The 12,612-nt window shown below is 64.7% G+C and carries 12 protein-coding genes; all 12 read right to left on the bottom strand.

The window, feature by feature from the left end:
- Positions 1-227 precede the first annotated feature (227 nt).
- Positions 228-854: a sarcosine oxidase subunit gamma gene (locus tag LB538_RS04705; RefSeq protein ID WP_224526647.1), complete on the bottom strand. Its 627-nt coding sequence runs from the start codon at positions 852-854 to the stop codon at positions 228-230.
- Positions 847-3,828, bottom strand: a complete 2,982-nt coding sequence (locus LB538_RS04710; protein WP_224526644.1) for a sarcosine oxidase subunit alpha — start codon at positions 3,826-3,828, stop codon at positions 847-849. The genes LB538_RS04705 and LB538_RS04710 overlap by 8 nt, the downstream gene beginning before the upstream one ends.
- Positions 3,828-4,103, bottom strand: a complete 276-nt coding sequence (locus tag LB538_RS04715) for a sarcosine oxidase subunit delta (RefSeq protein WP_224526640.1) — start codon at positions 4,101-4,103, stop codon at positions 3,828-3,830. Before LB538_RS04715 ends, LB538_RS04710 begins: the two co-directional genes overlap by 1 nt.
- 67 nt (positions 4,104-4,170) lie before the next feature.
- Positions 4,171-5,424: a sarcosine oxidase subunit beta family protein gene (locus LB538_RS04720; RefSeq protein ID WP_095768777.1), complete on the bottom strand. Its 1,254-nt coding sequence runs from the start codon at positions 5,422-5,424 to the stop codon at positions 4,171-4,173.
- A 92-nt stretch (positions 5,425-5,516) separates the two neighbouring features.
- Complete coding sequence (gene glnT / locus LB538_RS04725; protein ID WP_140844229.1) at positions 5,517-6,824, bottom strand: type III glutamate--ammonia ligase; 1,308 nt, start codon at positions 6,822-6,824, stop codon at positions 5,517-5,519.
- Positions 6,825-6,861: 37 nt separating this feature from the next.
- Positions 6,862-8,190, bottom strand: a complete 1,329-nt coding sequence (locus tag LB538_RS04730; RefSeq protein WP_224515833.1) for an FMN-binding glutamate synthase family protein — start codon at positions 8,188-8,190, stop codon at positions 6,862-6,864.
- A gap of 6 nt (positions 8,191-8,196) precedes the next feature.
- Complete coding sequence (locus tag LB538_RS04735; RefSeq protein WP_224526638.1) at positions 8,197-8,928, bottom strand: GXGXG domain-containing protein; 732 nt, start codon at positions 8,926-8,928, stop codon at positions 8,197-8,199.
- Between the two features lie 19 nt (positions 8,929-8,947).
- Entirely contained in the window at positions 8,948-9,844 is an 897-nt protein-coding gene (locus LB538_RS04740; RefSeq protein ID WP_140544186.1) for a class II glutamine amidotransferase, read from the bottom strand.
- A gap of 86 nt (positions 9,845-9,930) precedes the next feature.
- Positions 9,931-10,260, bottom strand: a complete 330-nt coding sequence (locus LB538_RS04745; RefSeq protein ID WP_224526634.1) for a hypothetical protein — start codon at positions 10,258-10,260, stop codon at positions 9,931-9,933.
- The gene (locus LB538_RS04750; RefSeq protein ID WP_224526631.1) at positions 10,257-10,946 is read right to left on the bottom strand and encodes a hypothetical protein; all 690 of its coding nucleotides are present in this window, start codon (positions 10,944-10,946) and stop codon (positions 10,257-10,259) included. Before LB538_RS04750 ends, LB538_RS04745 begins: the two co-directional genes overlap by 4 nt.
- A gap of 46 nt (positions 10,947-10,992) precedes the next feature.
- On the bottom strand, positions 10,993-12,399 hold the full coding sequence (locus LB538_RS04755) for an APC family permease (RefSeq protein ID WP_140693763.1): 1,407 nt from the start codon (positions 12,397-12,399) through the stop codon (positions 10,993-10,995).
- Positions 12,400-12,411: 12 nt separating this feature from the next.
- Entirely contained in the window at positions 12,412-12,573 is a 162-nt protein-coding gene (locus LB538_RS04760) for a hypothetical protein (RefSeq protein ID WP_095768770.1), read from the bottom strand.
- Positions 12,574-12,612 lie beyond the last annotated feature (39 nt).

Consider the following 12,612-nt stretch of genomic DNA (forward strand, 5'->3'; position numbering starts at 1 on the left):
TTTGCCTGTGTGTAAAATTATTTTCGCCGAGAGAATAGCAGGGGGAATGCGTTTGGCAAGGCGGGACTTCCCTTCTCCCCTTGTGGGAGAAGGTGGATCGGCGCGATAGCGCCGAGACGGATGAGGGGTGTTCCAGCGGAGTGAGACGCTGGCTTTCCCTGGAGCACCCCTCATCCGTCGCCTTCGGCGACACCTTCTCCCACAAGGGGAGAAGGGGTGGTGCTGCGCTACGCCAGTTCCTCGGAATGGCCGACCGTCACGCCATATTCCGCGGCCGAGTCCAGAATAGTGTGCCACAGGCTCTCCGCAAAAGTCGCGAACACCAGCAGGTTGAACACCGCCTGTCCATCCGCCAGATCCTTGCCGCGCCACAGCGTGACACTGGTGTGATCCATCGACGTCGCGGCCGCCGCGCCCACGCCGAAAACATCGGGGTGCAGGTCGATCGAAGACAGCTTGGCGAGCATCGTGCGCGCCTTGTCGCCGGAGACGCTGATCAGCACCCGCGCATGCGATTGGTCGGAAAGCGAGGCCGAACCGACGAAGGCCGGCGCAAGCGCCTCGATCGTATGCTTGCCGCCTCTGGACAGCATCAGGAATTGGTCCGGTCCCGACCAGATCAGCGTCGCATCGGCCGCAGCGACCGCCTTTGGCGTTTCCGGCGCCGCCATGCCGAAGCGCGCCTGCGCGGCCTTCGCCATCTCGCCGGCCTTGCCGCGCCGCGCCATCACCTGGACGAGATCGAAATTGCGGATCTCCGTCAGCGCCACGCCGGCGTCGCCTTGCGCGCCATAGGGGCCGGCAATCAGCGCGCGGTCGAGCGGGCTGCGGACGTCCCAGGAAAACTCAGCCACGCTGGCGCCCTCCATCCGGATCGTAGAAGACGGAATTGCAGAGCTCGACATCGTAGTCCTCGCCGCGCAGCGGATCATGCGCCCGCACGATCTCGCCGATGCGTTCGCGGCCGCGCTCGACCAGGCCCAGCCCGATCCATTGGTCGAGCACCGGCGAGAAACAGACCGAGGTGACATAGCCCTGGTCGTTGTCGGGGCCGGGGGTCTCGCCCTTTGGAATGATGTGCGCGCCGGAGCGCAGGCGGCGCGCCTTGTCGGTCGGCTTGATGCCGACGACCACCTGCCGGTTCGGCGCGACCAGCGCCTCGCGGCCGGCCATGACGCGGCCGATGAAATCCTTCTTGGTCGACATCATCTTGCCGAGGCCGAGATCGCCCGCCGTGGTGGTGCCGTTGAGTTCCGGCCCGGCGACATGGCCTTTTTCGATGCGCATCACGCCGAGCGCCTCGGTGCCGTAAGGCGTGACGCCGAACGGCTCGCCGGCAACCATCAGATTGCGCACCAGCGCTTCGCCGTAGCGCGCCGGCACCGAAATCTCGAACGCCATCTCGCCGGAGAAGGAGATGCGGAACAGCCTTGCCTTCAGGCCGCCGCGCAGCCTGACCTCGCGCGCGCCCATGAACGGGAAACCTTCGTTCGACAGGTCCTCGGCCGGATCGACGATCTCTTTCAAGAGATCGCGGGTCTTAGGTCCGGCGATCGAGAACTGCGCCCACTGATCCGAAACGGAGGTCAGCTGCACGTCGAGCTCGGGGAACAGCACCTGGCGGCAGAATTCCAGGTGCTGCATCACCAGTCCGGCCTTCGCCGTCGTAGTGGTGAGGAAGTAATGGTCCTCGGCCAGCCGCGAGGTCGTGCCGTCATCATAGACAATGCCGTCTTCGCGCAGCATCAGCCCGTAACGCGCCTTGCCCACGGCAAGGCTGGAGAAGGCGTTGATGTAGACGCGGTCAAGGAAGGCGCCGGCATCAGGCCCGTGCACGTCGATCTTGCCGAGTGTCGAGACATCGCAGAAGCCGACGCCGCTGCGCACCGCCTTGACCTCGCGGGTGACCGATTCCAGCCAGTCCTTCTCGCCGGCGCGCGGATACCACTGCGCGCGCTTCCACAGCCCGGTGTCGACGAAGACGGCGCCCTGTTCGGCCGCCCAGTGATGCGAGGGCGTCAGCCGCGTCGCATGGAAATTCTCGTCGCGATGGTGGCCGGCGAAAGCGCCGATGGCGACCGGCACGTAAGGCGGCCGATAGATCGTCGTGCCGGTCTCGGGGATCGACTTGCCGCTGACCGCCGCCATGATGGCGAGGCCGGCGACATTCGAGGTCTTGCCCTGGTCGGTTGCCATGCCGAGCGTCGTGTAGCGCTTCAGATGCTCGACTGATTGAAAACCCTCGCGCTGCGCCAGCTCGACATCGGAAGCGGTGACGTCGTGCTGCTGGTCGACGAAGGCCTTGCCCTTGCCGGCGACATGCCAGAGCGGAGTGATCGAAAAGGCCTCGTCGTCGGCGACCGGCATCGATCCGATATTGCCGCTGCGGCCGGCGTCGCGTGCTGCGGCAGCACCGGCTTCAAACCCTTCGCGCAGACAGGCGCCAAGTCCGAACGCGCCGTTGGCTGCGCCTGCCGCGAGCATGCCGGGCGGTGCGCGATCCGGCACGAAGGCTGCGATGTCGTCGCGCCATTTCGGCCTGCCGCGATGGTAGGAGGTGAGGCCGACCGCGGGGTTCCAGCCGCCAGAGACGGCGAGCCCGTCCGCCTCGACCTCGGCGCGCGCGCCGCCGGCCAGCGAGACGGAAATCTTGCGCACGCCACCCTTGCCGCCGTCGACGCCGGCGACAGCGCCGTGCAGTACCGGAAAGCCGCCTTTGCTGGCCAGCGAGCGGTGGGCCGGCGAAATGTCCGGCCGCGCGTCGATCACGGCGGCCACTTGAAGACCCGACGCGATTGCCGTTTCCGCTGTGCGCCAGCCATCCTCATTGTTGGTGAACAGCGCGATGCGTCTCGCCGGCGTGGCCGCGTAGCGGTTGATGTAGCTGCGCATGGCCGACGCCATCATCACGCCCGGCGTGTCGTTGTCGGCAAAGACGATCGGGCGTTCGATTGCGCCGGCCGCGACGACGCAGCGCTTGGCCACGATCCGCCATAGCCGCTGGCGCACCTGATGCTCGGGCGGCACCGGCAGGTGGTCGTTGACACGCTCGATCGCGCTATAGGTGCCGCCGTCATAGACACCGAACAAAGTCGCGCGCGTCATGATGCGCACATCCGGCATCGCCGTCAGCTCGGCAACCGCGCGCGCAACCCATTCGGCGGCCGGCAATCCGTCGATCATGCCGCCGTCGGCGAGCAGGCGCCCGCCGAGGACGAAATCCTCCTCGCACAGGATGACGCGCGCGCCGCAGCGCGCGGCGGCAAGAGCCGCCGCCAGACCTGCCGGGCCGGAACCCGCGATCACCACATCGCAATGCGCCCAGGCCTTGTCATAATGGTCGGGATCGGAAACCTGGGCAGCGCGGCCAAGGCCCGCGGCGCGCCGAATTGCCGGCTCGTAGATCGCTTCCCAGAACTTCGCCGGCCACATGAAGGTCTTGTAGTAGAAGCCGGCGACGAAGATCGGCGCGAACAGCTGGTTGACCGACATCACGTCGAAATTGAGTGACGGCCAGCGGTTTTGGCTGGCGGCTTCGAGCCCTTCATAGAGCTCGGCGGTCGTCGCCTTGGTGTTCGGCTCGCGCCTTGCGCCGCTGCGCAATTCGACCAGCGCGTTCGGCTCTTCCGAGCCGGCCGTCAGGATGCCGCGCGGGCGATGATATTTGAACGAGCGGCCGACGAGCTTGACGCCATTGGCGACCAGCGCGGAAGCCAGCGTATCGCCCTTGAAGCCGAAGAGGGTCTTGCCGTCGAAGCGGAAGTTGAGCGCGGTCGAGCGGTCGATGAGACCGCCATTGTTCAGCCGGTTTGCCTGATCGCCGCGCATCACACACCAACCTTGGCGGCGCCTGCGCCCGCCGCCGGCTCGACGGCCGAAATCTCATGCGTCAGCGTGTTGCGGGTGACCTTCAGCCAGGTCCGGCAGCCGCCGCCATGGTACCAGTGCTCGCTCATCGGGCCGGCAATGTTGTCGCGCAGATAGACGTAGTCGTAGACCGCGTCCTCGCCGGCATCGGCCGCCGGCCGTTGCGGCTTGGCGTCGCCGAGATAGGTGAACTCGCCGAGTTCGCGTTCGCCGCAGAAGGGACAGACTATGCGCATGGCTGAGTCTTCAATGCATGATGCCAAAAAATGTGAAGCGGTTTTTGGATAACATCATGCTCTATCCCTAATGCAGGTTCGGTTGGGCGCCCTGGCCCTTCTCGTCGATCATGGCGCCGCGCTGGAAGCGGTCGAGGCGGAAAAGCGCGGCTTCCTTGTGCGATTGATCGCGGGCGATGAGATGGGCGAAGACGAAACCGGAGCCGGGCGTCGCCTTGAAGCCGCCATAGCACCAGCCGGCATTGATGTAGAGGCCGTCGACCGGGCTCTTGTCGATGATCGGCGAGCCGTCCATCGACATGTCCATGATGCCGCCCCACTGGCGCAAAAGCCGCACGCGGCCGATCATCGGGATCAGCGCCATACCGCCCTCGCAGACATCCTCCACGACCGGCAGATTGCCGCGCTGGGCATAGGAATTGTAGCCGTCGATATCGCCGCCGAAGACCAGCCCGCCCTTGTCCGACTGGCTGACATAGAAGTGTCCGGCGCCGAAGGTCATGACCCCGGGGATCAGCGGCTTGATCGCTTCGGAGACGAAGGCCTGCAGCACATGGCTTTCGATCGGCAGGCGAAGACCTGCCATAGCCGCGACCCGTGACGAGGAGCCGGCCACTGCCATGCCGACCTTGCCGGCGCCGATCTTGCCGCGCGATGTCTCGACGCCGGTCACCTTGCCGTTGGCGTCGCGCGTGAAGCCGGTAACCTCGCAATTCTGGATGATGTCGACGCCGAGTTCGCTCGCCGCATGCGCGTAGCCCCAGACCACGGCGTCGTGTCGTGCGGTTCCACCGCGGCGTTGCAGCAGTCCGCCTTGCACGGGGAAACGCGCATTGTCGAAATTCAGGAACGGCAGCATTTTGCGCAGCGCCGCCTGGTCGAGCAGCTCGGCGTCGATGCCGTTGATGCGCATGGTGTTGCCGCGCCGGGCGAAAGCATCGCGCTGCGCGTCGGAGTGATAGAGGTTGAGCACGCCGCGCTGGCTGACCATCGCGTTATAGTTGAGGTCCTGCTCCATCCGCTCCCACAGCTTCATCGACAATTCGTAGAAGCCGGTGTTGCCGGGAAGGCCGTAATTGGAGCGGATGATGGTGGTGTTGCGGCCGGCATTGCCGGAGCCGATCCACCCTTTTTCCAGCACCGCGACATTGCGGATACCGAACTCGCTGGCGAGAAACCAGGCGGTGGCGAGCCCGTGGCCGCCGCCGCCGATGATGATCACGTCATAGCGGTCCTTGGGCGCAGCATCGCGCCAGGTCGGCTGCCAGTTCTTGTGGCCGGAGAGGGCGGCGCGGGCGAGCGAGAAGATCGAATATTTCATCAGTTCATTCCGAGGTCGCTCGCACCGCTAGAGCATGATGCCGAAAAGTGTGAAGCGGTTTTCGGACGACATCATGCTCCACTACGGGACGGTCAGATATCCAGCGTGTGGTCGCGCTCCCACTGCGTGAAGTGCGAAGCATAGGAATTCCATTCCTGCTGCTTCAGCTTTAGATATGCCGACGAGAATTCCTCACCCAGCGCCGCCTTGAGCGATTTGTCCCTATCGAACTCGCGCAGCGCGTCGAGCAGGTTGAGCGGCAGTTTCGGCGCATCCGTCACCGTGTGGCCGAGCTGGTACATGTCGATGTCGTAGCGCTTGCCGGGATCGGCCTTCGAGCGGATGCCGTCGAGGCCGGCGGCGATGATGACCGCTTGCAGCAGATAGGGATTGGCGGCGCCGTCCGGCAGGCGCAATTCGAAGCGGCCGGGTCCCGGTACGCGCACCATATGCGTGCGGTTGTTGCCGGTCCAGGTCACCGTGTTCGGTGCCCAGGTCGCGCCCGAAATGGTGCGCGGCGCGTTGATGCGCTTGTAGGAATTGACGGTCGGATTGGTGATCGCGGCAAGCGCCGAGGCATGCTTCATGATGCCGCCGAGGAAGTTCCTGCCCTTGGCGGACAGGCCGAGCTCTTCCGAATTGTCGGCAAAGACATTGGTCTTGCCGGTCTCGTCCCACACCGAGATATGCGCATGGCAGCCATTGCCGGTCAGGCCCTGGAAGGGCTTGGGCATGAACGTCGCGCGCAGGCCATGCTTTTCGGCGATCGACTTGACCATGAATTTGAAGAAGGAGTGCTTGTCGGCGGTCGCCAGCGCGTGATCGAAGGTCCAGTTCATCTCGAACTGACCGTTGGCGTCCTCGTGGTCGTTCTGGTACGGGCCCCAGCCCAACGCCAGCATATGGTCGCAGATCTCGGCGATGACGTCGTAGCGCCGCATCACCGCCTGCTGGTCGTAGCAGGGTTTCGAGGCTGTATCGTATTCGTCGGAGATCGCCTTGCCATCGGGCGAGATCAGGAAGAACTCGGCCTCGACGCCGGTCTTGACATGCATGCCGTCGCGGGCGGCTTCGTCGATCAGCCGCTTCAGCGTGTTGCGCGGTGCCTGATTCACCTCCTTGTCGTCCATGATGCAGTTGGCGGCTACCCAGGCGACGTCCTTCTTCCACGGCAATTGGATGACCGAAGCCGGATCCGGCACCGCCAGCATGTCCGGATGCGCCGGCGTCAGGTCAAGCCATGTCGCGAAGCCGGCAAATCCTGCACCGTCCTTCTGCATGTCGGCGATCGCCTGCGCCGGCACCAGCTTGGCACGCTGCCCGCTGAACAGGTCGGTGTAGGAGATCATGAAATATTTGACGCCGTTCTCCTTGGCGAATGCGGCGAGATCGTTCCCCATTATGTAGTTCCTCGCTTATGTGTCTTGGAAGTTTGTCCTAGAAGCCGTTCTTCCCAGGTATCCAGCTGGTGCCGGCCAAAGGCACGCCGGCCATGGCGGCAGCTTCGATCGAGAGCGCTACGAGATCCTCGGGCTCGAGATTGTGCAGGCTGTTCTTGCCGCAGGCGCGTGCGATGGTCTGCGCTTCGAGCGTCATCACCTTGAGGTAGTTCGCGAGCCGTCGCCCGGCCGCGATCGGGTCGACCCGCTTCATCAATTCGGGATCCTGCGTGGTGATGCCCGCCGGGTCGCGCCCTTCGTGCCAGTCGTCATAGGCGCCGGCCGTGGTGCCGAGCGCGTTGTAGTCCGCCTCCCAGCGTGGATCGTTGTCGCCTAGCGCGACCAGCGCCGCCGTGCCGATCGAGACGGCGTCGACGCCCAGCGCCAGCGCCTTGGCGACATCGGCGCCGTTGCGGATGCCGCCCGAGACGATGAGCTGCACCTTGCGATGCATGCCGAGGTCCTGCAGCGCCTGCACCGCCGGCCGGATGCAGGCAAGCGTCGGCTGGCCGACATTCTCGATAAACACTTCCTGGGTGGCAGCGGTGCCGCCCTGCATGCCGTCGACCACGACGACATCGGCGCCGGCCTTCACCGCGAGCGCGGTGTCATAGTAGGGCCGGGCCCCGCCGACCTTGACGTAGATCGGCTTTTCCCAGTCGGTGATCTCGCGCAGCTCGAGGATCTTGATCTCGAGATCGTCCGGTCCGGTCCAGTCGGGATGGCGCGAAGCCGAGCGCTGGTCGATGCCCTTGGGCAGCGTGCGCATCTCGGCGACGCGGTCGGAGATCTTCTGTCCGAGCAGCATGCCGCCGCCGCCCGGCTTGGCGCCCTGGCCGACGACCACTTCGATGGCGTCGGCGCGGCGCAGGTCGCGCGGGTTCATGCCGTAGCGCGAGGGCAGGTACTGGTAGACCAGCGTCTTGGAATGGCCGCGTTCTTCCTCGGTCATGCCGCCGTCACCGGTGGTGGTCGAGGTGCCGGAAAGCGTGGCGCCGCGTCCGAGCGCCTCCTTGGCCGGGCCGGAGAGCGATCCAAAACTCATGCCGGCGATTGTGATCGGGATCTTCAGCTCGATCGGCTTCCTGGCGTGGCGCGAGCCGAGCACCACCGAGGTGTCGCAGCGCTCGCGATAGCCTTCGAGCGGATAGCGCGAGATCGAGGCGCCGAGGAACAGCAGGTCGTCGAAATGCGGCAGCTTGCGCTTGGCGCCGGCGCCGCGGATGTCATAGATGCCGGTCGCGGCCGCGCGGCGGATTTCGGAAAGCGTGTAATCGTCGAAGGTCGCGGATTTGCGCGGCGTCGTCGGCGGGTTGCGGTAGGTCATCTTGCCTCAATACGCGTCGGCGTTATCGATGTTGAAATTGTAGAGTTTGCGGGCCGAGCCGTAGCGCTTGAACTCCGACGCCTTGACGCCGGTCACGCCGGCCTTGTCGAGCAGGGCCTGCAGCAACTCGATATGCTCGGACCGCATCTCCTTGGCGATGCAGTCGGCGCCGAGGCTCTCCACCTTGCCGCGCACGAAGAGCCGCGCCTCGTAGATGGAATCGCCCAACGCGTCGCCGGCATCGCCCAGCACCACGAGGTTGCCGGACTGCGCCATGAAGGCTGACATATGGCCGATATTGCCATGCACGACGATATCGATGCCTTTCATCGAAATGCCGCAGCGCGACGAGGCGTTGCCCTCGATGACCAGCAAGCCGCCGCGGCCGGTGGCGCCGGCATACTGGCTGGCGTCCCCCTTGATGACGATCGAGCCCGACATCATGTTCTCGCCGACGCCGGGGCCGGCCGAGCCATGCACGGTGATCGCTGCGCCGTCATTCATGCCGGCGCAGTAATAGCCGACGCTGCCGCGCACATCGATGCTGACGGGCTGATCGACGCCGACCGCCACCGAATGGCTGCCCTTCGGGTTGAGCACTTCCCAGGCGGTCTCGTTCGAGCCGGGCGTGAGCTTGTGCAGCGCCTGATTCAATTCGCGCAGCGAATGCACGGATAGGTCAAAGACGCGTGACGCCTGACTGTGGGCATTGCCTGGCTCGCGCTCTGCTTTCGACATTGGGGTTGCCGGCATCAGCTCAATGCTCCCAGAAATAAACGGTTGCGGGCTCGGGCTCCCAGACACGCGCATTGTCGATGCCGGGAAGCTTGGTCAGCGCACGATATTCGGAGCCGAAGGCGACATACTGGTCGGTCTCGGCCATCACGGCCGGCTTGCAGGCGATCGGATCGCGCACCACACCGAAGCCGTTCTTGGTGCCGACGACGAAGGTGAAGAAGCCGTCGAGGTCGGAGAGCGTGCCTTCCAGCGCCTCACCGAGATTCTTGCCATGCGCCATCCGGTTGGAGAGATAGGCAGCCGCCACCTCAGTGTCGTTCTCGGTCTCGAAGGTCATGCCGTCGCGGATCAGCTCGCGGCGTACATTGTTGTGATTGGAGAGCGAGCCGTTATGCACCAGGCACTGGTCGGCGCCGGTCGAGAAAGGATGCGCGCCCATCGTCGTCACCGCCGATTCCGTCGCCATGCGGGTGTGGCCGATGCCATGCGTGCCGGTCATCGCGCGCACGCCGAAGCGGTCGACGACGGCTTCGGGCAGGCCGACTTCCTTGTAGATCTCCACCGCCTCGCCGGCGCCCATGATGCGGATGTCGGGCCGGAGCGTCTGCAGCGCCTCGCGCGCGGCGTCGACCTTGTCCGGCGTGGTCCGGATCACCGCATGCGTGGACTTGACCGCGACGCTGACCGGCGCGCTGATCGCCTTGGCGAGCTCGGCGTCGAGGCCGCGGAAATCGCGATCGGGCTTCGGCGACTGCACGGTGATCTTGGCTTCATTGCCGGTGGCTGCGCCATAGATGGCGATGCCGGCACTGTCCGGTCCGCGGTCGCTGAGCGACACCAGCATTTCCGACAGCATGGCGCCGAGCTTCGGCTCCAGTGCCTTGTCCTTCAAGAAAAGTCCGACGATTCCGCACATGCCAGCCTCCAACGTTTTTTGGCTCTCAGATGATGTACCCAATGAGTAAGCCGAATTCAATTGGTATGAAAAAAATTTTCCTGTGATTACATATTAGACGGCGCATTGCCCTCGGCACTATCGCCGCCCGGACGCGCATTGTGAACCCAGATCGCATGGCGGATGCGCGCGATCCTATAGGCGTCGAGGATCGAGAAGGCATAGATCAGGAAGCCGCCGGCATGGCGGCCGATGAAGCCGGCGTCGGCCGGCGCCAGCTTGGTGGTTATCCAGCCAAGGATCACCATGAAGAACAGGAATTGCAGCCCGCGCGCCGGCACGCCGAGCATGACATGGCCGCTTGCCGGCAAGATCATCCCGGCGCCGAGCACGAGATAGGGATTCGCGGGAGCAGGGGTGGCGGTTTCGTCGCTCATGCGGCCCGCCTTTCGCGCCGGTTGATGGCTTGGCGAAGCGTCGAGGCTGCCTCGAGCAGCCGTTCGATCAAGGCCGGATCGATCCCGGCATCGCCGAACGCCGCCTGCCGGAACACACCGTAGCGAGCGCGCTCGGCCTCGGCCAGCAGCCAGACGATGCGCACGCCCTTCGGCGTTATCAGCAATTCCTTGGCGCGGCTTTCGGCAAAGATGTCTGTATGCGCGGCGATCAGATCCTGCGGGAAGGCGACGCCTCTGCGGTCCGTCCTGAGCACCGCGTCGGCGGGAAGGCCGAGCACCTTCGGCAGCGTGTGCGGCAGATGGTCGAAATTGGAGAATGTCGTCGCCGAATTCGGCCGCATCATCATGTCGAACGTGCCCGGCACCGCGACCGGCTCGGTGATCGAAACGCTGAGCCAGCGTGTCGGCAGCTTTCGTGTCGCCAGCGTGTCGACGATGGTCCGCACCTGGACGCGCTGACCGTTCCAGGAACCGGCCCAGGTGACGACGCCGGCCGTGCCGTCGGAAATGTCGGCGGCGTCCACAACGATGCTGCGGATGCTCGCCATATCGGCGGCCAGGGCCGCCTTCGCCCTGTTGCGGCCGGCGCGCGCCAGCCAGGCAATATGAGCGGCGACGCCCAGTGCGATCGCCCCGGTAAGCAATACTGACGTCAGCTCAGACATTTCGATACGCCACGGCCCGCCATCGAACGGCGGGCCCTTACTCCACTCAATAACCCTGCGGCTTCGGCCACGGCATGGAGAACTGGTCGCCGCGCCGCACGAACTTGTAGCGGTAGAAGTGGAACCATAGCGAGATCAGGAAATAGAAGACGGTCATCGCGATCAGCTGCGAGCCGAAGCCGAGAAAGATGGCGAAGAAAGTCACCATGCACAGGCAGAAGAGGACGATCGCCGGCAGTGGGTGGAAGGGATGCGTGTAGCCGCGGCGGATCGAACCCAGCGGCCACTTCTTGCGGAACATCATGATGTTGATGCTCATGAAGGTGTATTGCAACACGCCCGACAGGATCGAGAAGGTGATCGCCTGGTTGAGATCGGCGATGAAGGCGAAGGCCAGCGCGATCGGCAGCAGGAACAGGATCGAGCGATAGGGCGTGCGATACTTCGGATGCACCGCCGAGAACCAGCTCGGCAGGTAGCGGTCGCGGCCGAGCGAGAACCAGGCGCGCGCCGCGTCGTTGATGCAGCCATTGGCCGACGCGAGCGCGGCCAGCAGCGTCGCGATGAAGAGCAGGTTTTCCAGCAGCGGGCTGCCCGTCAGTTTGCCGGCGTCCCATAGCGGATAGTAGGTGATGCCGAGATATTCCCAGGGCATCAGCGAGGCGCAGACATACCAGGTCATGGCGGCCGCGATCAGAAGCGTGATCATGCCGGCCATAGTGCCGTAAGGCAGCGAGCGCGCCGGCGAGCGCACTTCCTCGGCCGCCTGGGTCGTGCCCTCGATGCCGAGATAATACCAGATGCCGAACTGGAAGGCGGCAATGACGCCGATCCAGCCATAGGGCAGCGCATTGGCGGGGGTGACCAGCTCGTTGAGCTTCAGCACCGCGCCTTGCGTCCACGGGCTGACGGAGAAGAACAGGATGACGATCGAGACATAGGCGATCGCGGTGATGACGAAGTTGACGTTGAGTGTCATCAGCACGCCGCGATAGTTGAGCCAGGCGAGCACGACGATGGTGGCGGCGATGAAGGAGTTGTGCGTCAGCCCCTCGACGCCGGCCTTGGCGACGATTGTGTCGCCGAGCAGGATCGCGTCCGACACTTCCAGCATGGTGTAGGCAAACACCAGGAACAGCGCCACGTTGAAGGCCATCAGCGGCCCGACGATATGCTTGGCCTGCGCATATTGGCCGCCGGCGGCGGCGACGGTGGACGTCACCTCCGAATCGATCATGGCGACCGAGGTGTAGAGCAGTCCGACGACCCAGCAGACGATCAGCGCGGCGAGCGCGCCGCCCTTGTCGGCGGAGAAATTCCAGCCGGTGAACTCGCCGACTAGCACGATGCCGACGCCCAGCGCCCACACATGCGCCGGGCCGAGCACCCGAAGCAGCGAGACCCTGTCGCCGTGGATTGTCGTCGTTTGTGCCGTTTCAACCGCAGCCGTCATGTCAGTCCCCACTCAGATCCGGTGTTTTTCGGAAACGGCTTCAAGCTCGCCTTCACGGGAAGACGTCAAAGTCTCCTCGGAATAGGTCGTATCGACCTTGAACCAGTCGTAGAGCATCCACGCCGCAAGCACGACCGAGATGCCCCAGCAAACGTAAGACAGTCCCATCCACATGATGTTTTCCCCGGTCTCTTTGTCGTCGAAAGTCTCTTG

This window comes from Mesorhizobium sp. Ca11, assembly GCF_020165275.1.
In the GTDB taxonomy this organism is placed as follows: Bacteria; Pseudomonadota; Alphaproteobacteria; order Rhizobiales; family Rhizobiaceae; genus Mesorhizobium.

Coding starts and splice junctions, on each gene's coding strand:
- LB538_RS04710 (WP_224526644.1), bottom strand. CDS start 3,828: ATGCGCGGCGATCAGGCAAACCGGCTGAACAATGGCGGTCTCATCGAC.
- LB538_RS04715 (WP_224526640.1), bottom strand. CDS start 4,103: ATGCGCATAGTCTGTCCCTTCTGCGGCGAACGCGAACTCGGCGAGTTC.
- LB538_RS04720 (WP_095768777.1), bottom strand. CDS start 5,424: ATGAAATATTCGATCTTCTCGCTCGCCCGCGCCGCCCTCTCCGGCCAC.
- glnT (WP_140844229.1), bottom strand. CDS start 6,824: ATGGGGAACGATCTCGCCGCATTCGCCAAGGAGAACGGCGTCAAATAT.
- LB538_RS04730 (WP_224515833.1), bottom strand. CDS start 8,190: ATGACCTACCGCAACCCGCCGACGACGCCGCGCAAATCCGCGACCTTC.
- LB538_RS04735 (WP_224526638.1), bottom strand. CDS start 8,928: ATGTCGAAAGCAGAGCGCGAGCCAGGCAATGCCCACAGTCAGGCGTCA.
- LB538_RS04740 (WP_140544186.1), bottom strand. CDS start 9,844: ATGTGCGGAATCGTCGGACTTTTCTTGAAGGACAAGGCACTGGAGCCG.
- LB538_RS04745 (WP_224526634.1), bottom strand. CDS start 10,260: ATGAGCGACGAAACCGCCACCCCTGCTCCCGCGAATCCCTATCTCGTG.
- LB538_RS04750 (WP_224526631.1), bottom strand. CDS start 10,946: ATGTCTGAGCTGACGTCAGTATTGCTTACCGGGGCGATCGCACTGGGC.
- LB538_RS04755 (WP_140693763.1), bottom strand. CDS start 12,399: ATGACGGCTGCGGTTGAAACGGCACAAACGACGACAATCCACGGCGAC.
- LB538_RS04760 (WP_095768770.1), bottom strand. CDS start 12,573: ATGTGGATGGGACTGTCTTACGTTTGCTGGGGCATCTCGGTCGTGCTT.